Annotated in this window: 22 protein-coding genes, 2 tRNA genes and 1 pseudogene; 10 read left to right on the top strand and 15 right to left on the bottom strand. The window is 71.4% G+C overall.

The genetic code is table 11. From position 1 onward, the window contains the following. The first annotated feature begins 53 nt into the window (after nucleotides 1-53). Nucleotides 54-632 carry a PadR family transcriptional regulator gene (locus tag ACQ86M_RS06380; protein ID WP_431221244.1) on the top strand — a complete coding sequence of 193 codons (579 nt, stop codon included), beginning with the start codon at nucleotides 54-56 and terminating at the stop codon, nucleotides 630-632. A gap of 158 nt (nucleotides 633-790) precedes the next feature. Here the strand turns inward: ACQ86M_RS06380 and ACQ86M_RS06375 are convergent, their stop codons facing one another. The 5 genes from ACQ86M_RS06375 to ACQ86M_RS06355 form a co-directional block, all read right to left on the bottom strand. Beyond that, nucleotides 791-1,645 (bottom strand): DUF1684 domain-containing protein, encoded by an 855-nt coding sequence (locus ACQ86M_RS06375; RefSeq protein ID WP_431247468.1) that lies wholly within the window; start codon nucleotides 1,643-1,645, stop codon nucleotides 791-793. A gap of 67 nt (nucleotides 1,646-1,712) precedes the next feature. Then, nucleotides 1,713-3,401, bottom strand: a complete 1,689-nt coding sequence (locus tag ACQ86M_RS06370) for a bifunctional 3'-5' exonuclease/DNA polymerase (protein ID WP_431247467.1) — start codon at nucleotides 3,399-3,401, stop codon at nucleotides 1,713-1,715. Nucleotides 3,402-3,460: 59 nt separating this feature from the next. Beyond that, the gene (locus tag ACQ86M_RS06365; RefSeq protein WP_431247466.1) at nucleotides 3,461-3,985 is read right to left on the bottom strand and encodes a GNAT family N-acetyltransferase; all 525 of its coding nucleotides are present in this window, start codon (nucleotides 3,983-3,985) and stop codon (nucleotides 3,461-3,463) included. Then, on the bottom strand, nucleotides 3,982-4,272 hold the full coding sequence (locus ACQ86M_RS06360) for a DUF1778 domain-containing protein (RefSeq protein WP_431247465.1): 291 nt from the start codon (nucleotides 4,270-4,272) through the stop codon (nucleotides 3,982-3,984). Before ACQ86M_RS06360 ends, ACQ86M_RS06365 begins: the two co-directional genes overlap by 4 nt. Before the next feature lie 129 nt (nucleotides 4,273-4,401). Then, nucleotides 4,402-4,953, bottom strand: coding sequence for an AAA family ATPase (locus tag ACQ86M_RS06355; RefSeq protein ID WP_431247464.1), 552 nt, complete (start codon nucleotides 4,951-4,953; stop codon nucleotides 4,402-4,404). A gap of 36 nt (nucleotides 4,954-4,989) precedes the next feature. Here ACQ86M_RS06355 and ACQ86M_RS06350 point away from each other — a divergent pair, with 36 nt between their 5' ends. Beyond that, entirely contained in the window at nucleotides 4,990-5,178 is a 189-nt protein-coding gene (locus ACQ86M_RS06350; protein WP_431247463.1) for a hypothetical protein, read from the top strand. Here ACQ86M_RS06350 and ACQ86M_RS06345 read toward each other — a convergent pair. After that, nucleotides 5,143-5,601, bottom strand: coding sequence for an NUDIX domain-containing protein (locus ACQ86M_RS06345; RefSeq protein WP_431247462.1), 459 nt, complete (start codon nucleotides 5,599-5,601; stop codon nucleotides 5,143-5,145). The genes ACQ86M_RS06350 and ACQ86M_RS06345 overlap by 36 nt on opposite strands. A gap of 39 nt (nucleotides 5,602-5,640) precedes the next feature. Here ACQ86M_RS06345 and ACQ86M_RS06340 point away from each other — a divergent pair. From ACQ86M_RS06340 to ACQ86M_RS06325, 4 genes and pseudogenes are all read left to right on the top strand, one after another. Next, nucleotides 5,641-6,119: pseudogene (locus ACQ86M_RS06340) on the top strand (NUDIX domain-containing protein). 62 nt (nucleotides 6,120-6,181) lie between these two features. Next, nucleotides 6,182-6,541, top strand: coding sequence for a hypothetical protein (locus ACQ86M_RS06335; RefSeq protein WP_431247461.1), 360 nt, complete (start codon nucleotides 6,182-6,184; stop codon nucleotides 6,539-6,541). A 57-nt stretch (nucleotides 6,542-6,598) separates the two neighbouring features. Continuing rightward, entirely contained in the window at nucleotides 6,599-10,552 is a 3,954-nt protein-coding gene (locus ACQ86M_RS06330) for a Pls/PosA family non-ribosomal peptide synthetase (RefSeq protein ID WP_431247460.1), read from the top strand. Continuing rightward, on the top strand, nucleotides 10,549-11,853 hold the full coding sequence (locus tag ACQ86M_RS06325) for a M1 family metallopeptidase (RefSeq protein ID WP_431247459.1): 1,305 nt from the start codon (nucleotides 10,549-10,551) through the stop codon (nucleotides 11,851-11,853). The genes ACQ86M_RS06330 and ACQ86M_RS06325 overlap by 4 nt, the downstream gene beginning before the upstream one ends. Here the strand turns inward: ACQ86M_RS06325 and ACQ86M_RS06320 are convergent. From ACQ86M_RS06320 to ACQ86M_RS06295, 6 genes are all read right to left on the bottom strand, one after another. After that, on the bottom strand, nucleotides 11,778-12,455 hold the full coding sequence (locus tag ACQ86M_RS06320) for a 4'-phosphopantetheinyl transferase family protein (protein ID WP_431247458.1): 678 nt from the start codon (nucleotides 12,453-12,455) through the stop codon (nucleotides 11,778-11,780). The two genes, ACQ86M_RS06325 and ACQ86M_RS06320, sit on opposite strands and share 76 nt — an antisense overlap. Before the next feature lie 95 nt (nucleotides 12,456-12,550). Beyond that, complete coding sequence (locus tag ACQ86M_RS06315) at nucleotides 12,551-13,051, bottom strand: hypothetical protein (protein ID WP_431247457.1); 501 nt, start codon at nucleotides 13,049-13,051, stop codon at nucleotides 12,551-12,553. A 313-nt stretch (nucleotides 13,052-13,364) separates the two neighbouring features. Next, a complete protein-coding gene (locus ACQ86M_RS06310; RefSeq protein ID WP_431247456.1) occupies nucleotides 13,365-14,147 on the bottom strand; it encodes a hypothetical protein in 783 nt (260 codons plus the stop codon). 360 nt (nucleotides 14,148-14,507) lie between these two features. Then, a tRNA-Ile gene (locus ACQ86M_RS06305) sits at nucleotides 14,508-14,581 on the bottom strand. 19 nt (nucleotides 14,582-14,600) lie between these two features. Continuing rightward, complete coding sequence (locus ACQ86M_RS06300; RefSeq protein WP_431247455.1) at nucleotides 14,601-15,854, bottom strand: glycosyltransferase; 1,254 nt, start codon at nucleotides 15,852-15,854, stop codon at nucleotides 14,601-14,603. 95 nt (nucleotides 15,855-15,949) lie between these two features. Next, complete coding sequence (locus ACQ86M_RS06295; RefSeq protein WP_431247454.1) at nucleotides 15,950-16,915, bottom strand: multidrug DMT transporter permease; 966 nt, start codon at nucleotides 16,913-16,915, stop codon at nucleotides 15,950-15,952. A 40-nt stretch (nucleotides 16,916-16,955) separates the two neighbouring features. Between ACQ86M_RS06295 and def the strand changes: the two genes are divergently transcribed. After that, complete coding sequence (gene def / locus ACQ86M_RS06290) at nucleotides 16,956-17,522, top strand: peptide deformylase (RefSeq protein WP_431247453.1); 567 nt, start codon at nucleotides 16,956-16,958, stop codon at nucleotides 17,520-17,522. 27 nt (nucleotides 17,523-17,549) lie between these two features. Here the strand turns inward: def and ACQ86M_RS06285 are convergent, their stop codons facing one another. After that, nucleotides 17,550-18,428 carry a sensor histidine kinase gene (locus ACQ86M_RS06285; protein ID WP_431247452.1) on the bottom strand — a complete coding sequence of 293 codons (879 nt, stop codon included), beginning with the start codon at nucleotides 18,426-18,428 and terminating at the stop codon, nucleotides 17,550-17,552. 65 nt (nucleotides 18,429-18,493) lie between these two features. Next, nucleotides 18,494-18,805, bottom strand: coding sequence for an SHOCT domain-containing protein (locus ACQ86M_RS06280; protein WP_431247451.1), 312 nt, complete (start codon nucleotides 18,803-18,805; stop codon nucleotides 18,494-18,496). Nucleotides 18,806-18,973: 168 nt separating this feature from the next. On the opposite strand from ACQ86M_RS06280, the gene ACQ86M_RS06275 reads away from it, so the two are divergent. The 3 genes from ACQ86M_RS06275 (at nucleotide 18,974) to ACQ86M_RS06265 (ending at nucleotide 21,166) form a co-directional block, all read left to right on the top strand. Then, nucleotides 18,974-19,183, top strand: coding sequence for a hypothetical protein (locus ACQ86M_RS06275; protein ID WP_431247450.1), 210 nt, complete (start codon nucleotides 18,974-18,976; stop codon nucleotides 19,181-19,183). A 94-nt stretch (nucleotides 19,184-19,277) separates the two neighbouring features. After that, nucleotides 19,278-20,507: a sensor histidine kinase gene (locus ACQ86M_RS06270; protein WP_431247449.1), complete on the top strand. Its 1,230-nt coding sequence runs from the start codon at nucleotides 19,278-19,280 to the stop codon at nucleotides 20,505-20,507. After that, nucleotides 20,504-21,166 carry a response regulator gene (locus tag ACQ86M_RS06265; protein ID WP_431221220.1) on the top strand — a complete coding sequence of 221 codons (663 nt, stop codon included), beginning with the start codon at nucleotides 20,504-20,506 and terminating at the stop codon, nucleotides 21,164-21,166. The genes ACQ86M_RS06270 and ACQ86M_RS06265 overlap by 4 nt, the downstream gene beginning before the upstream one ends. Nucleotides 21,167-21,286: 120 nt before the next feature. Here ACQ86M_RS06265 and ACQ86M_RS06260 read toward each other — a convergent pair. Then, nucleotides 21,287-21,362 (bottom strand) — tRNA-Asn (locus ACQ86M_RS06260). Between the last annotated feature and the right edge of the window lie 23 nt (nucleotides 21,363-21,385).

Here is a 21,385-nt window from a genome sequence, read left to right as displayed (position 1 = left end):
GATTCGGCGATTCGGTCCCTCTGCGAACGTGGAAGCGGAATAGCATACCCAGTATGTCGGTGCAGAACGGTTTCCTGGCGCTGCTGACGCAGGGCCCCGCCTACGGCTCGCAGTTGCAGAGCGAGTTCCTCTGCCGGGCGGCGCATCGCCGCCAGCTCAACCCCGGGCAGGTGTACTCGACGCTCGATCGGCTGACCGATCAGGGCCTCGTCGCGTCGGCGGGCGCCACGGAGGACGGCCTTCCGCTCTATGAGCTGACCGACGCGGGTCGTGAGGCAGCCGCCGTATGGCTCCGCGAGGGGCCGGCCGACGGACGTCCGGACTGGGACGAGATGCAGGACCAAGTGCTCATCGCGGCGTCCCTGAACGGTGTGGATGCGGCGCGTCTCGTGGAGTCGTACCGGGCGGCCTACGCCGAGCGCATCCGGTACCTGTCGCATGAGGCCGACTCGCGAGCACTGCTCGCGGCGAACCGCGCCGCCGAATTGGGCGCGAAAGCGGCCATCGAGTGGCTGGACGAGGTCGCTGCGACGCTCGGCGCGCATCCGGAAGCGTTGGTGCAGCCCCGCTCCCCCGAGCGGCCGCGTCGTGGGCGCCGGCCCTCCGCCGAGGCGGCGGCCGCCCGCGACTGAGCGTGCCGGGGCGCGGCGGAACGGAGGAGTTCCGGCGCGACACTCCGGCGCCCGTGGCGAAAGGGAGGAGATCCCGCCGCGACACGGCTGGAGCATCCTCCCTTTCTTGCGGCGCGTCAGTGGATACGCGTCTGGGGATCCGCGTCAGTGGATCCGCGTCAGTGGAGCAACTCGCCCTGCTTGTTAAGGACGTTCTTCTCCCCCGCCTCGATCGGCACCGCGAAGCGGTTCTGTGCCGGGGGCAGCGGGCAGTTGAAGTTGTAACTGAAGGCGCACGGCGGCAGGACGGCGAGGTTGAAGTCGAGCGTGACCGTGCCGTCGTCGTTCGGAACGACGAACAGGAACCGGCCGACCGAGTAGGTGGAGTCGCCGTTCGTCGTGTCCGCGAACACGAGCTGGAGCGCGCGGCCCGCCTTGAAGGCGGCCAGGTTGTAGTCGACGCCGTCCTTCGTGAAGGTGATCTCGCCGGGGATGACCATGTCGCGCGTGGCGCCGTCGTCCTTCAGGTGCTCGAAGCCGACGGTCTTGCCGCCCTCGATCGGGGTGAAGGAGGCCTGGATGATCCACTCGGGGTTGAACGGGAAGGCGTCGATGGAGCCGAACTCCTGGATCGCCTCCGAGTTCGCGTCCCAGACCCGCAGCGCGTAGTCGCCGTCTTCGCTGGCGATGACGAAGCCGGTCTGCGTGTCGCTGAACCGGATCGCGCCCGGGTTCGGGTCGTCTTTGCCTCGCACGATCGTGGTGCCGTCGACGAGCACCTCGTCGACGAAGATGTTATCGGTCGCGGTGGCCGTGACCTTGAGGCCCGACTCCCCCTTCGGCAGCGGGGACCACAGCCCGGGGACGCCCCAGACCGGCTGCTCCGAGTCCGGCTCGCCGGTGATCCACTGGGTGTTGACGAGGGCCAGGTTGCCCTGCGGCGCAGTGACCACCTGTTCGCGCCGGGCGCGGTAGCGGGCGAGGACGGCGTTCGGGTCCACCCGGGTGGTTTCGTCGCGTGCGGTGTCGGTCATGGTCTCCATCCTCGGTCAGGTCCCCGGTGACAACCAACTCCGACACTCGGGCATTCCACTGCGCCGGTCATTTCGCCTCGCCGTAGCTGTCGACGATCGCGGCGGTCACCGGGAACTCGACCGGGAACGCTCCGAAGAGCAGCCGCCCGGCCTGCTCGGCGGACGCCCGGACCGCTGCCGCGACGTCGTCCGCCAGCGCTTCCGGCGTGTGGACGATGACCTCGTCGTGGAGGAAGTACACCAGGTGCGGCCCCTCGGTGAGCGCCGCATCCGGGGCCAGCTCCGTCAGGCGCTTGCGCAGTTCGGCCATCCAGCACAGCGCCCACTCGGCCGCGCTCGCCTGCACCACGAAGTTGCGGGTGAAGCGGCCCCAGTCGCGCGCCTGCGAGCGTGCCCGGCGCTCGTCGGCCGCCGTCGAATCCACGGACGACGCCGCCGACTGCGCACTCGCCCAGGCGCTTCCGGGGAGCGGCGAGCTGCGGCCCAGCCGTGAGGTGACCTTCTCGCCGCGCTCCCCCGCACGGGCCGCATCCTCGACCAGACGAACGGCGCGCGGGAACGCGCGGGTGAGACGCGGCATCAGCCGGCCGCTCTCGCCGGACGTCGCGCCGTACATCGCCCCGAGCATGGCGACTTTCGCGTGGGCGCGCTCGTCGACCGCGCCGGATGCGACGATCCCCTCGTACAGGTCCTTGCCGCGACCGGCGGCGGCCATGGCCTGGTCGCCCGACAGCCCGGTGAGGACGCGCGGCTCGAGCTGGGCCGCATCCGCCACCACCAGCTTCCAGCCCGGGTCGGCGACGACCGCGCCGCGCACCTGCTTGGGGAGCTGCAGGGCTCCGCCGCCTCGGGTGGCCCAGCGGCCGGTGACGACGCCGCCGGGCACGTAGTCGGGGCGGAAGCGGCCGTCGCGCACCCAGGCGTCGAGCCACGTCCATCCGTTCGCCGTCAGCAGCCGGGACAGCTTCTTGTAGCGCAGCAGCGGGTCGATGGCGGGATGCTCCACCTTCCGCAGCTCCCACGACCGGGTCGAGCTCGCCATGATCCCGGCGCGCTGCAGCGCCCTGAGGAGGTCGGGCGGGCTATCCGGGTTGAGCTCGGGCGCGTCGAGGTGCGCGCGGATGTCGCGGGCGAGCTCTTCGAGCACCGCCGGCCGGCCGTAGGCGGGGCGCGGACCCATGAGCCCGGTGAGCAGCTCGTCGTGCCGGGCGGCGCTGTACGGGAGGCCTGCGTGCTGCAGCTCGACCCCGATGAGGGCGCCCGCCGATTCCGCCGCGAGCAGCAGGCGCAGCCGGCGCGGGTCGGCGCTATGCGCGACCGCGTCCTCCTGGGCTGCGAACTCCGCGCGGACGTCGCGGGCGGCCTCCGGAGTCGGGGCGGACGGCTCGTCGAAGTCGAACAGGGCCGTGTGGACTGCCGGTGCCTCCTCCACCGGCTGGGCGATCGCATCCCAGGGGCCCGGCGGCGCGCCGGCGAGTGCGGTGCCCGACGTGAGCGTGGAGTTGCGCAGGATGGTGTGGCACAGCCGCAGGTCGACGCACCGGCCCACGCGCACTCCGCCGTCGAGAAGGCGCGGGTACCAGGCGCGTGTGTCGTCCCACACCCAGCGAGGCCGGTCGGGGCCGGACTCCTCCGCGGCGACACGACCGGGGAGCTCGGTCAGCGCGACCGACTCCGTGCGCGCGGCGCTCCCCTCTGCATCCAGCCACGTCGCGCGCGCCGTATCGGCCGCGGAGCGTTCGAGGAGGATGTGCACGACTCCATTCTCGGGTCATCCGCCGACACTGGGATGCGCACGGTTCCCGACCACGAGGCTCAGATGGCGGGAACTGTTTCCGTCTGGCTGAGGAGGTCGAGTCGGATGCTGCTCGTCCGGCGCACCAGCCGGAGACTCCCGGGGATCCGCGTGAAGCCGTGCTGCTCGTAGAACGTGGCGATCTTCTCATTGAGCGCATCGACGACGACGACCCGCGCCGCGACGACCTGCGTTGCCAGCAGCACACGAGTGAGCGCATCTGCGAGGAGCGTGCCACCCAGCCCGTCACCGCGCAGGCTCCCATCGAGAGCGAGCTTGCCGATCAAGACCGCGGGTATCTCCACTGGGCCGCCACGTCCGATCGAGCGTGGCACATCGTCCCGTGCCAGCTTGTGGGCGGACAGGGCGTAGTACCCGACCACGCGCCTGCCGGCGGCCCACACCCACGTGACGGCCGTCTGCCGGCGCGCAGCATCTTCGGCGTTCTCGCGCAACCACGAGTCCATGCCGGCGACGCCGCAATCGAACGCGGAGGCATCGTGGATCCGAGGATTGAATCGCTCGGATGCGAGATGGTGGGTCACGTCGTCATGTCACGAAGACGAGCGTTCACCTCGGGGAGACGGGCGGCCGCGGCCGCCAGTCTCTCGTTGGGTTCGGCGGAAGCTTCCAGGGCTGCGTAGAGCGCGTCGAAGAACTCCGCGGGCACTCGCGTCGTCGCCTCGTGCTCGCGCAACACCTCATCCGCCCGTTCTTCCGCTGCGTGGCGCGCGAAGGTCGAGGGCGGCTCGCCGGTGAGCTCGGCCGCGCGCTCGATGCGGGCTCGATCGCGCGGGCTGATCCGGAACTCCAGACGTGCAGTGGCGGCCACGGTTCCTCCTTAGTTGTCCGTACAACTGTACGTCATCGACTGTACGCACGTGCCCGTCGATGTGCACGGTTCCACTCTCCGGCCAGCCGCCGACACTGCGGCGCGCACGGGGAAGCCGGCGCAGTGCCGTCAACGGTCCCGAAGGGATGCGGCGACCCGCGCGGCGACCTGTGACGGAGTGAGCCCGGTCGTGTCGACGACCTCCGCCGCATCATGGAGCCACCCCGCCGCGGCGACGGCGTAGGCGTCGACGTACGCGCGCCGGAAGTTCGACGGTCCGAGCACCTCGTCCTTCTCGATCCGATGGAGCAGCGTCGCCTCATCGGCATGGAGCACGAAATGCCGGACCGGGATCCCGTGCCCGGCGAGTCCCGCGCTGATCTGCCGCCAGTACTCCTCGACCTGGACCGTCATGGGCATGATCAACGTTCCGCCGGTGTACTCCATCAGGCGGCGCGCCGTCTCGACGACGAGCGCGCGCCACGGCGGCCAGTGCTGGAAGTTGTCGGTGGGAGGGAGACCCGGCTTCACATCCATGAGCACCTCGCCGATCTTCTCGGCGTCGAGGATGCGCGAATCGGCAACGAGTTCCGTGAGGAGCGTGCTCGTCGTGGACTTGCCGACGCCGTGCGTGCCGTTAAGCCAGACGATCGTCCCGTCGTCATGCTCGGTGTCGGCCATCCGGCCACGCTACAACGTGGGCGTAGGCTGCCCACCATGAGCAGCCTCCGGGAGCGGATCGTCAGCTGGTTCCAGCGCGAGCGCCAGTACGAGCCGCCGCCCGGCCGTCTGACCGAGGACACCGCGCAGCGGCTCCCGAGCGGTGGCATGATCCAGCGCCTGCCCGGAGACGCCGACCCCCGTGACCCTTCAGTCGGAGAGGGCCGTCAACCGCGCCCGCAGTGACGGCCACGACGCCGCGAACCCCGGGTGCAGCGGGAGTGCGAGCACGTCGTTCACCGGCACCCACCGCAGCTCGATGCTCTCGACGTCCGCCATGTGCGGCTCGAACGACCGGACCGCCTGCGCGACGACGGTGGTGTACGACCAGAAGCCGAGGTCGAGCACGCTCTCGAACAGCACGTGCAGCGCGTCCGGCGGAACCGCCGCCTCCTCCGCCGCCTCGCGCAGCGCGCCGTCGACGGCGGACTCCCCCGCGTGGCGGGCACCGCCGGGCAGTCCCCAGGTGCCGCCGAAGTGGCTCCAGTCGGCCCGGTGCTGCAGCAGCACGCCGCGGCGCAGGTCGTGCACGAGCAGGCCGGCGGCGCCGAAGCGCCCCCAGAAGCGCTCGCCGTCCGGCCCTTCCACCCACGCATCGCCCGAGTCCACGTCTCCACGTTAGTCGCGTCGGGGTGGGAGGCTGTCCCCATGACCGTCCGCAGCGCCGCCCTGCTCCTGTTCCGCCGCCGTGAGGGCGTGGAGGTGTGGATCGCGCACATGGGCGGGCCGTTCTGGGCGCGCAAGGACGAGGGCGCGTGGTCGTTCCCGAAGGGCATCGTCGAGGGGGCGATCTGGGCGACGAGCTCGCGGCGGCCCGGCGGGAGTTCGCCGAGGAGATCGGGACGGCCGCGCCGGACACCGACTACCTGCCGCTGGGCGAGTTCCGCGGTTCGGGCAAGACGATCGTGGTCTTCGCGGGCGAGAGCGAGTTCGAGCCGGGCGAGGTGCGCAGCAACACGTTCACGCTGGAGTGGCCGCCGCGCTCGGGACGGATGCGGGAGTTCCCCGAGGTGGACGACGCCCGGTGGTTCCCGCTGGACGAGGCGGCGCGCAAGCTGACGAAAGCGCAGCGGCCCATTCTGGATGCGCTGGTCGCGCGCCTGGAGCGGGACGCGGAAATCCCCTAGTCCGCAGGAGGCTCCACGCCCGTATGGTTGGCCCCACGAGGGCGTGACGGCAGGAGGGCATCGTGGTCAAGAGCAAGGCCGAGAAGACCGCCGAGAAGGCACTGGAGACCGCACGGGTCGCCGTCGGCGACGCCGAGAAGGCGGTCAAGAAGCTCGACAAGAAGTCGAAGCGCGAGGCGGAGGCGCTCGCGGCCCGGCTGCAGCAGGCGACGAAGGACGCCAAGAAGGCGGTGCACCGCTCGCAGAAGACCGCGTCGGCGGGTGCGCCTGGAACGACGACCACGGCATCCACGACGACCGCAGCCTCCTCCACCGGCATCCCGACCTTCCGCGACCTGCGCGACCGCGCGAAGGATCGCGGCATCCAGGGCTACTCCCGTATGAACAAGGCGCAGCTGCTGCACGCCCTCGGCGAGGGCTGAGACGACGGCACCGGCGTCGTTCACCGACACTTAACCCGCCGACCGTAGCGTGCCGCCGTGCCCGACGCGTCTGCTCCCCCGTCTGCCGGTCTGCTGCTGCGCGGGGAGGCCGCCCCTCCCGCTCGCACCCTCATCGACGTCCTGACCGAATCCGCACGCCGGTTCCCCGACGCCTCCGCGCTCGAGGATGCCGCCGGCGCGCTCAGCTACCGGGAGCTGCTCGCCCGCGTCGGCGCCGGCGCCGCGCGGCTGCGCGAGGCCGGAGTGCGGCGCGGAGACCGGGTCGGCGTGCGGATGAGTTCGGGCAGCCGGGAGCTGTACCTGGCCATCCTGAGCGTGCTCGCGGCGGGCGCCGCGTACGTGCCCGTGGATGCGGACGACCCCGAGGAGCGGGCGGAGCTCGTCTTCGGCGAGGCCGCGGTCCGCGCCGTCATGACGGATTCCGGACTGATCCTGTCGGGCGAGCAGCCGCCGCGCGCGCTCTTCGACGCGCTGCCGCCGCATCCCAGCACCTCCGCCATCCCCGTCGTGGAGCCGCCCGCCCCCGACGACGACGCGTGGATCATCTTCACCTCGGGCTCGACGGGGACGCCGAAAGGCGTCGCCGTGCGGCACCGGTCGGCCGCGGCGTTCGTGGACGCCGAGTCGCGCCTCTTCCTTCAGGAGGAGCCGATCGGACCGCAGGACCGCGTGCTCGCGGGGCTCTCCGTGGCGTTCGACGCGTCGTGCGAGGAGATGTGGCTGGCCTGGGCCCACGGCGCCTGCCTGGTACCCGCTCCGCGCTCGCTCGTGCGGACCGGCATGGACCTCGGGCCGTGGCTCTCGGCGCGGCGCATCACCGTCGTCTCCACCGTGCCAACGCTGGCCGCCCTCTGGCCGGTGGATGCCCTCGACAGCGTGCGTCTCCTCATCTTCGGCGGCGAGGCGTGCCCGCCGGAGCTGGTCAGCCGGCTGGCAGTGCCCGGTCGCGAGGTGTGGAACACGTACGGCCCGACCGAGGCGACCGTGGTGGCGTGCGCCGCGCCGCTGGTCGCGGGCGAGCCCGTCCGCATCGGGCTGCCGCTGGACGGCTGGGACCTGGCGGTGGTGGATCCGCAGGGCGTGCCGGTCGCGGACGGCGCGAGCGGCGAGCTCGTCATCGGCGGTGTCGGCCTGGCGCGCTACCTCGACCCGGCGAAGGATGCGGAGAAGTACGCCCCGATGCCCACGTTGGGCTGGGAGCGCGCCTATCGCAGCGGCGACGTGGTCCGCTTCGACTCGGCCGGGCTGTTCTACCTCGGCCGGGCCGACGATCAGGTGAAGCTCGGCGGCCGCCGCATCGAACTCGGCGAGGTGGAGGCGGCGCTGCAGCAGCTCCCCGGGGTGTCCGGCGCCGCAGCAGCGGTCCGCCGCTCCTCGGCGGGCAACGACGTGCTGGTCGGCTACCTCGCGGTGCCGGAGCCGGACGCGTTCGACCGCCGCGCATCCCTCGAGCACCTCCGGGAGACGCTGCCCGCGGCACTCGTGCCGCTGCTCGCGGTGGTCGACGAACTGCCGGTGCGCACCTCCGGCAAGGTCGACAAGTCGGCTCTGCCCTGGCCGCTGGAGGACATCGGCGACGACGGGATGGGCGCGAGCACCGACGATCCCGTGGCCCTGGCGCTCGCACAGGACTGGCGCAGCGTGCTCGGGCTGACGGTCACCGGTCCCGACGACAACTTCTTCGACCTCGGCGGCGGATCCCTGGCCGCTGCGCAGCTCGTCTCACTGATCCGGCGGCGCCATCCTGACATCACCGTCGCGGACGTCTACGCGACCCCGCGGTTCGGCGCGATGGCTCAGGCGCTCGCGGAGAGCTCCCCGTCGCCCTCAGCGGCCTCCACGCACGTCGTGCCGCCGACCCCGTTGCGGATGCGGGCGCTGCAGACCGTGCTGGGTGTCCCGCTGTTCATCCTCGGCGGCATCCGCTGGCTGCTCTACCTTCTGACGGCATCGCTGCTCCTCCGTCCGCTCGGCGGCTTCGACGTGCTGCCCGCCGCCGATCCGCTCTGGCTGGTGATCGGGCTGCTGGTGTTCGTGACGCCGTGGGGACGGATGGCGATCTCCGTCGTGGCCGCGCGGCTCCTGCTGCTCGGCGTGAAGGCGGGCGACCATCCGCGCGGCGGTGGTGTGCACCTGCGGTTGTGGCTGGCCGAGCAGGTCGCCCACCAGGTGGGCGGCGCGAGCCTCGCCGGCGCTCCGTGGATCCTCTACTACGCCCGGGCGCTCGGCGCGACGATCGACCGCGGGGTCGATCTGCACACGCTCCCGCCGGTCACGGGGATGCTGCGCATCGGCGCGGGGGCGTCCATCGAGCCCGAGGTCGACCTGGCCGGCTACTGGATCGACGGCGACGTCGTGCGCATCGGCGAGATCCGCATCGGCGCGGGCAGCTCCGTCGGAGCGCGGAGTTCCCTGATGCCGGGCACGAAGATCGGGCGCAATGCGACCGTGGCGCCCGGCTCGGCCGTCTTCGGGCGGGTGCCGGCCGGCCAGAACTGGTCGGGCTCGCCCGCGGTCCGGGTCGGCCGCGCCCGCGACTGGTGGCCGCAGGAGCGGCCGCAGCGGCGCACGCGCTGGGTCGCCGCGTACGCGCTGGCCTCGACGGTCGTCTCCCTGGTCCCGGTCGTGGCGCTCGCCGTCGGAGCGGCGGTCGTGGCGGCGTTCGTCCGGGGCGCGGAGACCTGGGCGGCCGTCGTCGCGGCAGCTGCCGCCGGCCTCGTGCCCGGGACGCTCGCCGCCGGCGTCGTCCTCTCTACGCTGGTGGTGGTCTTCGTGCGCCTGCTGGGCATCGGGATGCGCGAGGGCGTGTACCCGGTGCGCAGCCGGACCGGCTGGCAGGCGTGGTCGACCGAGCGCCTGCTGGATCTCGCGCGCAGCATCCTGTTCCCGCTGTACTCGAGCCTGTTCACGCCCGTGTGGCTCCGGATGCTCGGCGCGCGCGTCGGGAAGGACGTGGAGGCGTCGACGGTGCTGCTCCTCCCCCGCATGACCCGCATCCGCGACGGCGCGTTCCTCGCCGACGACACGCTGGTCGCCTCGTACGAGCTGGGCGGCGGCTACGTCCGCATCGCGAACGTCGACATCGGGGCGCGCGCGTTCCTCGGCAACTCCGGGATGGCCGGGGCCGGCAACCGCGTGCCGCGCGACGGTCTGGTGGCCGTGCTGTCCTTCGCGCCGCGCAAGGCGAAGGCGGGCTCGTCGTGGCTCGGCTCCCCGCCGGTGCGACTCCGGAGGCAGGTGCAGGATGCGGACGTCTCGCGCACCTTCGCGCCTCGCACCGCGCTGCGGGTCGCGCGTGCGGCGTGGGAGCTCCTGCGCGTCGTGCCGGTCTTCGTCACCTACGGCATCGGGCTGGGCGTCGTCATCGCCCTGGGAGCCGTCTACACGCTCTGGGGACCCGTCTGGGCGGTCGTGCTCGGCGGACCCGTGCTCATGATCGCCGGGGCCGTCGCGGCGGCGGTCAGCACCGCTGCGAAGTGGCTGCTGCTCGGCAGGCTGAAGCCGGGCGAGCATCCGCTGTGGTCGTCGTTCATCTGGCGCAGCGAGGTGTCCGACACCTTCACCGAGATGGTCGCCGCGCCCTGGTTCGCCTGGGCCGCCGCCGGAACGCCTGCCCTCGTCTGGTGGCTGCGCAGCCTCGGCGCCCGCATCGGGAGCGGCGTGTGGATCGACAGCTACTGGCTGCCGGAGGCCGATCTCGTCACGCTCGGCGACGCATCCACCGTGAATCGGGGCTGCGTCGTGCAGACCCACCTCTTTCATGATCGAATCATGAGCATGGACCAGGTCACGATCGAGCGCGGCGGCACGCTCGGCCCGCACAGCGTCATCCTGCCCGCCGCCGACATCGGGCCGGAGGCCACGGTCGGTCCGGCGTCGCTGGTGATGCGCGGAGAGTCGGTGCCCGCGGGCAGCCGCTGGAGCGGCAACCCCATCGGTCCGTGGCGCGAGGTCGTCGTGCGGGAGTACCGGGCTCGGGTCGGCGGATGACCGACGCGGTACCCCACTCCTACCTGCCGCGGTCCGGCACCGACGACTACGGCGTGCTGAGCTACGACCTCGACCTGAACTACCGGGTGACGACGAACCGGCTGGATGCGACCGCGGTCATCCACGGACGAGCGAACGTGTCGCTGGGCTTCATCGCCCTCGACCTCGTGCACCTGAAGGCCAAGCGGGTGCGCCTCGACGGCCAGAAGCGCACGCGCTTCACGCAGACGCCGACGCATCTGCGCATCGTGCCGGCCGCGCCGATCGCCCCCGGCGCCGAGTTCACCGTCGAGATCGCCTACGACGGCTCCCCCGCGCCGCGGCGCACCCGGTGGGGGACGCTGGGCTGGGAGGAGCTCAGCGACGGCGCCATCGTCGCGGCGCAGCCGTCGGGAGCGCCCACCTGGTTCCCCTGCAACGACCGGCCGTCCGACAAGGCCGCGTATCGCATCCGGGTCACCACGGAGCAGGCCTACACCGTCCTCGCGACGGGCGAGCCGACCGGCCACAGCGTCAGCGCCGGACGCGGCACCTGGACGTTCGAGCGCGACGAACCCACCGCCAGCTACCTCGCCGCGGTGCAGATCGGGCGCTACACGGTGGAGCGACGGAGGAGCGCCGGGGTGGACTGGGAGGTCGCCTATCCCGCATCGCTCGCGCAACGGGTGCTGCACGACTTCGAGCCCGTCGGGCGGATGCTGGAGCGCTTCCAGGAGCTCTTCGGCCCGTATCCGTTCCCGTCGTACACGGTCGTGGTGACCGAGGATCCGCTCGAGATCCCGCTGGAGTCCCAGGCCATGGCGACGTTCGGCTCGACGCACGCCGACGGCCGGGGCGGTTCCGAGCGTCTCATCGCGCACGAGCTCGCCCACCAGTGGTTCGGCAACAGCGTCGGACTGGCCGCCTGGGGCGACATCTGGCTCAACGAGGGCTTCGCCTGCTACGCCGAATGGCTGTGGTCGGAGGCCTCCGGCGGCCTCTCGGCGGCGACGCATGCCCGGGCGCACCATGCGCGGCTCCGGCTGGCTCCCAAGGACCTGCTGCTCGGCGACCCCGGGCCCGATCTCATGTTCGACGACCGCGTCTACAAGCGCGGCGCCTGCCTGCTTCACGCGCTGCGGCACCGGCTCGGCGACAAGCGCTTCTTCGGACTGCTGCGCGAGTGGACGGATGTGAACCGCTTCGGCACGGTCGGAAGCGCCGACTTCGAGCGGCTCGCGGAGCGCTACGCGGACGAACCGCTCGACGGGTTCTTCGATGCGTGGCTACGGGACACGCGGCTGCCGTCGCTCTCCGGCTGAGGCGTCAGGAGCTCGGCGACGGTGACGACGCACCCGTCCGGCCGGCTGGTGCGCAGGCGGTAGCGGACGCCGTCGAGCAGCGCGGAACGGCGCCACACCTGCACCGCGGACGGTGCCACCCTCAGCCCGCGTCCATCCGCCTTGAGCACGGCCTCGATCGCGGTCCAGCGGCGCAGGGCGTCGCCGCGGCCCGGCGCGAGGTCGTCCACGGCCGCGAGCCGCTCCGCCGATGCGGTGGCCGGCTCGGCATCGATGCCGATCGGGACCCGGGCGGCTGCCGCGAAGGCCCCACCTGCGGCGTGGGCGAGGGCCAGGTGGATGCGCGTGGCGCCGCCCTCGGCGACCGGGCGGCCGTGAGACACGCCGCAGTCGGGGCAGCTGGCGTCGATGCGGACTCCGCGCTCGCCGAGCTGCGCGGCAGCGGCGAACAGGGCTGCCCGCCCGGCGAGGAACGCGCGCTGCCGGTCGTCGTCGGCGGCGAGTGACGCCAGTCGGTTGCGATCGCCCTTCCCGAGCCGATCGGCGATGGTGATGTCGGCCCGGCCGTACGGCACGACGACGAACGCGGGCACCGCACCCTCCGTCCGCCGACCGACACCCACGCTCCGATGCTAGCCCGGGCACAGTGCGAGTCGCCGGCCGCCCGTCGGGCCGGGGCCGGCGACTCGCCGTCTGTTCCTGCGCGGCCGACGGCCGGTCAGCGGACCGTTCGGTCGCCGCCGTCGTCCAGGCGCGGAGCCTCGTGACGAGCCGCGCGGCGCGGGGAGTCGTCGACCGGTGCGGCATCGGCGGCGGGCGCCGCCGTCGTGGTGCCCGCAGCCGCGGTGTCGTCGGCGGCGTCCACGCGGTTGCCGTGGCGGTCGGTGCGGACGTCCGGGTCGACGTGGTCGGCCTTCCGCAGCGCCTCCTCCGACTCCGAGCGCGCCTCGGCGGCGGACGTCTGGCGCTCCTCCGCCTCGCGGCGCAGGCGTTCGGCGTCGACCTCCGCCTGCTTGGCGTCGGCGGCGGCCCGGGCGGCCTTCGCTTCGCGCTCGCGCGCATCCAGCTGGGTCTGGGCAGCCGACTGCCGAATCTCTTCGGCCTTCCGGCGGTCCGCCTCCCGCTTGCGGTTGCGGCCGACGGTGGCGGCGATGATGGCGATCACGATGATGACGACCACCACGACGACGATCAGGATGATCCATCCGGTTGTGTTCATGCCCCGTCACGGTACGCCGCAGCCGTGAAATAGCTAGGGGATTGAAGTGTTCGGCGCCATGGAGCGACCGTACTGCCACGGCAGGGCAGCTGCACGCTATCCACCGCGCTGCGGGGATGCCCCTCGCGTCCACCCTTGACGGCGGTCGGCCCCGGTCGAGGGTGTGCTGATCTAGGTCGGAGGGCTGTTGTGGTGGTCATTGCGACGAGTGCGGGAAATCAGATACAAAATCCCGGCGACGATGGCAGCGAGCACCAAGACTGTAACGACCAGATGAATCGGCTCAACTCCAGACGACATTCTTGGCTCCCACTCACCCGGTCACGCTGAACGAACCACGCGAGGTGTAAAAGTCGGCCTCGTAGTTCATCGTCCAGTATGCGCCGTACGCCGTGAAGTTGGCCGACCGGTAGAAGCTGTTGCTCCTTCCGCTGACGGTTCCGGACGGATTGGCGGCGTAGGCGAGGCCAATCCCCGACGACCCAATGAGGCCGTAGACCCGCACGTGCTCGATACACGTCACCTTGGTTACCGTCGACGAGCCGCTTGCACTGATCTGGGCAGACCAGTTGCCGCTGATGTTCCATGGCACGTCGGAGTAGTTCATGTACTGGTAACCGCTCACGGAGCCCGTGGCTCCTGCTCCGCTGCCCGTCTTGGAGAAGTTCTTAGTGATGGCGGGGATGGCGTGTACGTCGCTCACAGTCTTACCCGTACCTTCCACGGAGGTGGCCTCTTTGGTGGCTTCCACCATCGCCGGGGTCTCCGTCGCGTAGATTCGAACGAATTCGGCATCGTCGGGCGAGAGGAGCTGTCCGACCTGTTGATACCTGGTCGACATGAACGCATAGCGCTCAGTCACTGCTTCGGCAGACAATCCGCGGTTCTTCGGATAGCGTGCTTCGCTCTGTCGCAGTGGACCGAACCGGCGCGCCTGCTCCGGGGTCACGGGGTTCTTGCCGTGGCTGTCCGCTGCTACGACCCGTGCAGGTCGCGCATCCTGGGCGGCCCGCCCGCTCGCGGTGCAACCAGCCAGTGCGGCACCCACACTCAGGACCACCGCTAAAGTCGGCACGAGATCTCGAATTTTGCTCATAGAGGGATTCCGTTTCGTTCTTCATCGAACGCCCGAACGGCGTGGGCCTCACCCGCAAAGCGGAAGGATCGGTGATCCTCACCCGCAAAGCGGAAGGATCGGTGGTCCGCGACGTAACGGGGATCAATCCCCGTCACCTTAATAGACGAGCAAGTCTCCAGATCGTGACGGGCCGTCGGCGGCAATGCATACAATCGCGCTGTGGTGGCTGGGTTCCCAGCCTGAAGAGTGGTTCTGTGTCGTCACCCGGGCGCGCCCACCTGGGAGGGGCCCGAACGTATCGGGTGGGTGCGGAGCTCCGATGCTGCGCGCGCTCGGATGGGACCACCGGTGTGCCTTCGCCTCGTAGCGCAAGGGAAGTAGGGCGGACGGGACTTGAACCCGTGACCGAGGAATTATGAGTTCCCTGCTCTGACCAGCTGAGCTACCGCCCCGATCGCGTGCCCGCCCTGGTCACTCCGGGGTGGGAACGCTGCGGGCCGCTTCCGTCACCGGGTCGGCCACCGGCTCACCACGATACAGGCTCTCGAAGGTGCTGATCGTCGTCTGGATGTCGTGGGAGGCGACGATGCGGAGGGACGCGCGCTTGAGCACATCCAGCTCCTGCTGAGGCAGGCTGAGCACGCTCTCCAGCTTGTCGGCGAGGTCCTGCGCGTCGCCCGGACGGAACAGGTGCCCGTTCTCGCCCTCGTGCACGAGGTGCGGCAGGGCCATCGCGTTCGCGGCCACGACGGGCAGCGCCGACGCCATGGCCTCCATGGTCGCGATCGACTGCAGCTCGGCGATCGACGGCATCGCGAAGACCGTCGCCCGCGTGTATGCCTGGCGCAGCTCGGCGTCGCTGACGTAGCCGAGGAACTCGACGCGATCAGCGATCCCGAGGGTCTCCGCCATCGCCTGCAGGTTCTTGAGCTGGTCGCCGCCGCCGACGATCTGCAGCCGCGCATCCAGGTCCTCCGGAAGCAGCTTCAGCGCGTTGAGGAGCACGTCGATCTGCTTCTCGCCGGTGACCCGGCCGACGAACAGGATGGTGTTGCCCGTCCGCGGCTCGAAGTCGGGCGTGTAGTCGTGCGCGTCGATTCCGCACGAGATGGCGTGCACTCCGCGCAGGCCGGTGGCGGATTCGAGGAACTCCGCCGCCCGGCGCGTGGGCGTCGTAACCGCCTCCGCGCGGTCGAAGCTCTTGCGCGCATCCGCCCAGGCCAGCCGGACGAACGTCTTGTGCAGGAACTTCGGCAGCATGCTGAACTCGACGATGTTCTCGGGCATCACGTGGTTCGTGGCGATGATGCGGATTCCGCGCTTCTGCGCCTCCGCGGCCAGCCCGCGGCCGACGACGATGTGCGACTGGAAGTGCACCACGTCGGGCTTCACGGTGTCGAGAACGCGGCGCGCGTTGGCCTTGCTGGTCCACGGCAGCGCGAAGCGGAGCCAGTCGTGCGGGTACCAGCGCCAGCTGGTGAGGCGGTGGGCCGTCATCGTGCGGCCCTCGTGCTCCTCCACCCAGGTGCCGTGCTTGCGGCTCGCGGCGGGTGCGACGATGTGGACGTCGTGGCCGCGGTCGACCAGGCCGGCGGCGAGGCGCTCGGCGAAGCGGGCGGCGCCGTTGACGTCGGGGGCGAACGTGTCGCACCCCATGACGATCGTCAGCGGCTTCTCGGCTGCCGGGGCGGGCGGGGTCGGATGCGGTCCGCTCGTATCAGGCACGTGGTTCGTTCCCTACGGTCGTGGGCTTCGGAAAGGCGAATCCGGCGACGGTCTTCGCGGCCCGGGCGGGGATTCTGCCCGGTCGGTTCAACGGCCTAGTCTAAGCCGCTTTCCTGCGCCACGTCCGTAATGCGGTCAGCTACCGGCGCGTCCGAGGCGGTCTGCGGATGGTACTTCGCCAGCTGTAGGACGCCCAGCACGGCGACGGCTCCGGTGACCGCGAAACCGACCATCGCCCACCATGGCGCTCCCGCCGCCTCGTTCAGCACGACGATGCCGATCGTGACGGCGACCATGGGGTCGATGACCGTGAGGCCCGCGATCACGAGATCCGGCGGCCCGGACGAGTACGCGTTCTGCACGAAGTAGGCGCCGAGGGCCGCGGCGAGCAGCAGCGCGACGATGCACGCGACCAGCAGCCAGTCCCACTGCTGGTTCGAGATGCGCTCGATGGCGACCTTGGCGAGGGTGGCGACGAAGCCGTAGAGCACGCCCGCGCCGACGATGTAGATGATCGCCTTGAAGCGGTGCCGCAGGAACCAGAAGAGGACACCGAAGGTGATGAGCACGACGGCGAGGATGATCAGGATGACGACGAGCGCCCGGCTCGTCACCGGCAGATCGCGGGCGAACACGGCCGCGAGCAGCACGAACGCCCCCACACCGCTGACGCACAGCGTGACGGCGATGACCGAGCGGTGGTTCAGCTTCACCCCGCTCACGCGCGCGTTCAGGATGCTCGTGATCACGAGGCCGACGACGCCGAGCGGCTGCACGAGGATGATCGGCGAGAGCTTGAGGCTGACCAGCTGGAAGACGATGGCGAGACCGAGCAGCAGCGTGCCGATGACCCAGGAGGGCCGTGCCAGCAGCAGCCCGAGCTGGCGGCCGCTGAGGCCGCTGTCGGCGCGGCCGGCGGTCGCCTCGACCTTGGCGACGCCGTGGTGCTGGAGCTGTGCTCCGACGGAGAGGAAGCAGGCACCGACGAGCGCGACCGGGATGCCCAGGAGTTGGCTGGGCTGATAGGACAGGTCGAAGGCGTCCATCAGTTCCGTACCCACCCCACGACCCTACCGTGAGTGATCCGGATAGTCTTGCTGAATGGCCGTCCTCCCGATCCGGATCACCGGAGACCCCGTGCTGCACTCCCCTGCCCGTCCGGTCGAGGAGATCGACGACGAACTGCGGGCGCTGGTGGCGGACATGTTCGAGACGATGGATGAGGCACCGGGCGTCGGCCTAGCCGGTCCGCAGGTCGGTGTGCCGCTCCGTCTCTTCGTGTACGGGTGGACGGACGACGACGACGTCCCGCACCGCGGGGTCGCCATCAACCCCACGCTGTGGCTGAGCCCGCTGAGCGTGGAGGAGCTGGACGAGGACGCCGAGTCGGAGGGGTGCCTGTCGTTTCCCGGAGAGCGGTTCCCGCTCAGGCGGGCGGAGCGGGTCATCCTGCAGGCGACGGACCTCGACGGCGCCGACTACGAGGTGCACGCGGAGGGCTGGCTCGCCCGCATCTTCCAGCACGAGTACGACCACCTCGACGGCGTGCTGTACGTCGACCGCCTCGCGCATCCGTTCGGCAAGGCCGCCGCCAAGGCGCAGCGCAAGAACAGCTGGGGCGTCCCGGGTCTCAGCTGGCTGCCCGGCCGCGATCACCTCGAGGACTGACCCCAGCGGAGACCGACCCCTCGGGGATCAGCGCCGCAGGTCGACCCCGTGCACGCCGTTGTGGTGGCGGAGCGCGGGGAACACGGCCGACAGCGTGAAGCCGACGCCCGGGATGGTCTGCGCCGTCAGCGTCCCGCCGAAGAGCGCCGCCCGCTCCCGCATCTCGATGATCCCGGCGCCTTCGTAGTGCTCGGTCAGCGCGCGGACGTCGTCGGCGATGGTGTACGCCGTCGCCTGGTCGACCCCCGCGCGATCGAGACCGAGCCGGCGGGCCGCCGCGCGGATGCCGTCGTCCTCGACGCTGACCTGCAGGCCGTCGGAGGTCCAGGTGAACGCGACGGACGCGTTCGTGCCCGGGCCGCCGTGCTTGAGCGCGTTCTCCAGGCTGGTCTGCAGGATGCGGAAGACGGCGAGCTCCGCGCCCTGCCGCAGCTCGAAGCGGTCGCCCGACTCGGTGAAGGTGACCGCGAGCCCCGCATCCCGGAGCACCCGGAACAGGTCGCGGGCCGAGTGGAGGCTCGGCTGCGGGAGTGACGCATCCTGAGCCTCACGGGCGACGGCCTGCAGCCGGCGCAGGTCGCCGAGCGCGTCGCGGGCGGAGTTCTCCAGGGCGCCGACGGACCGGACGGCCGCGGCGGGGTCGGCATCCGCCGCGTAGCGGATGCCCTCGGCTTGCGAGACCAGGCGCGACACGGACTGGATGGCGACATCGCCGAGATCGCCGACGATGCGGAACCGGCCGACCTGCTCGGCGAGGTCGAGTTCGCGGTCGATGCGGTCCCACTCCGACTCCTGGCGGGTGTCGCGCAGCCGGATGCGCCGGCTCCGCTCCCACAGCCAGAGGCCGAGGAAGACGAGGGCCGCGATGATCGCGAGCGCGGCGGTCGCGGGGGTGACGACGTCCATCTCCCGTCCTTCCTGCCGCGCACCTCGGGCGGCCCGGTCGATCCTACCGGGCCGCCTCCGATGACTCAGGCGCTGTCGCGATTCGCGCGCAGCACCTCCAGCCGGGCGCGGTACTCCTGCTCGTCGATGTCCCCGTTCGCGTACCGCTGCGCGAGCGTCTGCTCGGCGGAGCGGGCGGCGCCGCGCGGTCCCCAGCCGTTGTCGCCGCCGCGCGCCATGGCGGCCTGCCGCCAGCGCCGGCCGGCGAAGCCGAAGATGAGCGCGAAGACGAGGATCCAGAGGATCGGGATGAAGATCCACCACCAGCCGACGAACGGCGGTCCGTACGCGACGCACGGCGCGGCGGCGACGGCGGCGGTGGCCAGTGAGCTGAGCATGAGGTGTCCAATCGGTGAGGGTCCGCGCCTCTCGCGGACGACACTGTCAGCCTCGCGGGAAGCCTCGCCGCGCGAATCCGCCGCCGGGAGCGTTCGCGGCTGCTCCACGGGGAGCACCCACGCGTCGGCCTCTGCCCGCGCCCCCTCCCCAGGACGTACCATTCGCCCATGACCCACGACGACGGACGCCACGCGCGCGACGACCACAGGAACGAGGAGCCGGACGACGAGCTCTCCGAGTACGAGAACGACGAGGCGCGGAACCGGGAGTCGCTGGAGCGGGAGGCGGGCCTCACCGCTTTCGGCGGCCCGACGTTCGGCCACCTCTTCGACCAGGCGCCCGATGATGGCGGTTTCGACGCGCAGCACAACCCGTGAGCCGGCCGAGCGCCCGCCCCGTACTCCCCCGGGAGTAGCCGGGAGACACCTCGCGGCGGAGGACGCGACCGGGTGCCGTCGTTAGGCTGAGGAGATGCCTTGGACCGCGCCCGCCGATCACGGCTCGGGTGCGCATCCCGGAGCCCCCGACACCTGGCCGACTCCGCCCTGGGCCGGGCGTTCGCGGCCCCACGGCGCCGGCTGGTTCGCGGTCGTCGTCGCCGCGCTCCTCCAAGTGCCGGGGATCGTGCTGGCGGCGCGCGACGCCTCCCGCGACCCGCTGACGCTCGGCCTCGCACTGCTCGCCTTCGGGGCGTCCTTCGTTCTGCTCGCCGTCCGCCGCCATCCGGGGCCCACCGTCGCCGTGGTCGCCGCGCTGTGCGCTCCGGCCATCGCCGTGACGACCGGGCCGCCGCTGTCCGCCGTCCCGCTCGCCTTCGCCGTCATCAGCGCGGTAGTCCGCGGAGCCCGTGTCTGGGTGTGGTGGACGCTCGCGGGGTTCGCGCTGGCCGGCCCGGCCGCCGCCTTCCTGCTCCGCGGCGACGCCGCCGCGATGATCCGCCCGCTCATCATCGCGCTGGTGCTGTGCCTGCTCGTCGGCGTCGGCGAGGCCGTGCGCAACCGCGGGGAGCGGTACCGCGAGGTGGCGCGCACCGTGGCCGCCCGGCGGGAGGCGGCCGCCGAGGCGGAGCGGCTGCGCATCGCCCGCGAGCTCCACGACGTGCTGGCGCACTCGCTCTCGCAGATCAGCGTGCAGGCCGGCGTCGGGCTGCACCTGTTCGACTCCCGGCCCGAGAAGGCGCGCGAGAGCCTGGAGGCGATCAAGGCGACGAGCAGCCAGGCGCTGGAGGAGGTGCGCGGGGTGCTCGGCTTCCTCCGCGGCCCGGACGGCTACGCGGCCCGCTCCCCCGAGCCCGATCTGGCGCGCATCCCGGTGCTGGTCGACACCTACCGCAAGGCGGGCCTGGCGATCTCGTACCAGGCGGACCTGACGTCGACCCCGTCGGCGGCGGCGCAGCTCGCGCTCTACCGCATCGTGCAGGAGTCGCTGACGAACGTCGGGCGGCATGCCCAGGCGTCGAACGTCGCGATCCGCATCGCCGAAGAGGACGGCTGGTACGTCCTCACGGTCCAGGACGACGGAAGAGGGCTTCCCGCAGATGCGACCAGCGGCGGCAAGGGGATGCTCGGGATGCGCGAGCGCGCCGAGCTGCTCGGCGGCCGCTTCGAGACGCGCATCCCCGAGAGCGGCGGCCTGATCGTGGAGGCGCGCATCCCGATGACCCCGTCCGCCGGCCATCGGGAACAGGCGGCCGCATCGTGATCCGTGTGCTGCTCGCCGACGATCAACTGCTGGTCCGGGCGGGCTTCCGTGCGCTGCTCGAGGCCGAGGACGACGTGGAGATCGTCGCCGAGGCGAGCACCGGCCGGGAGGCCGTCGAGCTGGTGCGCCGGACGCATCCCGACGTCGTGCTGATGGACATCCGGATGCCGGACGGCGACGGCCTCTGGGCCACCGGCGAGATCGTCGCGGACCCCGACCTGGCCGGCACCCGTATCGTGATCGTCACCACCTTCGAGCTCGACGAGTACGTCGCCCAGGCGATCGTCGCCGGCGCGAGCGGCTTCCTCGTGAAGGACACGGAGCCTGTGGAGCTCATCCGCGCGGTCCGCGTGGTGGCCGCCGGCGACGCCCTCCTCTCCCCCGGGGTGACCCGCCGTCTCATCGAGCGCGTCTCCGGCGGCCTGCGCCCGGCGCCGGATTCCGCCCGGCTCGAGCAGCTGACCGAGCGGGAGCGCCAGGTGCTCGCCCTCGTGGCGCACGGCCTCACCAACACGGAGATCGGCGAGCGGCTGTACCTCAGCCCGCTCACCGCGAAGACCCACGTGTCGCGGATCATGACCAAGCTCGACGCGCGCGACCGCGTGCACCTCGTCGTCCTCGCCTACGAGACCGGCCTCGTGCAGCCCGGCTGGCAGTGACCGGGGAAGGTTTGGCACAAATCGACGTAATGGCGCCGCGATGACGTCGATTTGTGCCAAATCCTCGCCACCCCAGGACGCGAAAGAGCCCCGGCCTTCTGGTGAAGGCCGGGGCTCTGCTGGCTCCCCGACTTGGACTCGAACCAAGAACCTGCCGGTTAACAGCCGGCTGCTCTGCCAATTGAGCTATCGAGGAATGCTTGATCAGCGAAGCTACTC

It is taken from the genome of Leifsonia xyli subsp. cynodontis, assembly GCF_050632205.1.
GTDB classification, from domain to species: Bacteria; Actinomycetota; Actinomycetes; order Actinomycetales; family Microbacteriaceae; genus Leifsonia; species Leifsonia xyli_D.
Note: the sequence above shows the minus strand (reverse complement) of the source record. Positions and strands in the feature narration are given on the sequence as shown.

What these genes read in the sequence shown, in the direction of transcription:
- ACQ86M_RS06380 (WP_431221244.1), top strand. Translation starts at nt 54, where the DNA reads ATGTCGGTGCAGAACGGTTTCCTGGCGCTGCTGACGCAGGGCCCCGCC.
- ACQ86M_RS06375 (WP_431247468.1), bottom strand. Translation starts at nt 1,645, where the DNA reads ATGACCGACACCGCACGCGACGAAACCACCCGGGTGGACCCGAACGCC.
- ACQ86M_RS06355 (WP_431247464.1), bottom strand. Translation starts at nt 4,953, where the DNA reads ATGGCCGACACCGAGCATGACGACGGGACGATCGTCTGGCTTAACGGC.
- ACQ86M_RS06350 (WP_431247463.1), top strand. Translation starts at nt 4,990, where the DNA reads ATGAGCAGCCTCCGGGAGCGGATCGTCAGCTGGTTCCAGCGCGAGCGC.
- ACQ86M_RS06325 (WP_431247459.1), top strand. Translation starts at nt 10,549, where the DNA reads ATGACCGACGCGGTACCCCACTCCTACCTGCCGCGGTCCGGCACCGAC.
- ACQ86M_RS06315 (WP_431247457.1), bottom strand. Translation starts at nt 13,051, where the DNA reads ATGAACACAACCGGATGGATCATCCTGATCGTCGTCGTGGTGGTCGTC.
- ACQ86M_RS06310 (WP_431247456.1), bottom strand. Translation starts at nt 14,147, where the DNA reads ATGAGCAAAATTCGAGATCTCGTGCCGACTTTAGCGGTGGTCCTGAGT.
- def (WP_431247453.1), top strand. Translation starts at nt 16,956, where the DNA reads ATGGCCGTCCTCCCGATCCGGATCACCGGAGACCCCGTGCTGCACTCC.
- ACQ86M_RS06285 (WP_431247452.1), bottom strand. Translation starts at nt 18,428, where the DNA reads ATGGACGTCGTCACCCCCGCGACCGCCGCGCTCGCGATCATCGCGGCC.
- ACQ86M_RS06280 (WP_431247451.1), bottom strand. Translation starts at nt 18,805, where the DNA reads ATGCTCAGCTCACTGGCCACCGCCGCCGTCGCCGCCGCGCCGTGCGTC.
- ACQ86M_RS06275 (WP_431247450.1), top strand. Translation starts at nt 18,974, where the DNA reads ATGACCCACGACGACGGACGCCACGCGCGCGACGACCACAGGAACGAG.
- ACQ86M_RS06270 (WP_431247449.1), top strand. Translation starts at nt 19,278, where the DNA reads ATGCCTTGGACCGCGCCCGCCGATCACGGCTCGGGTGCGCATCCCGGA.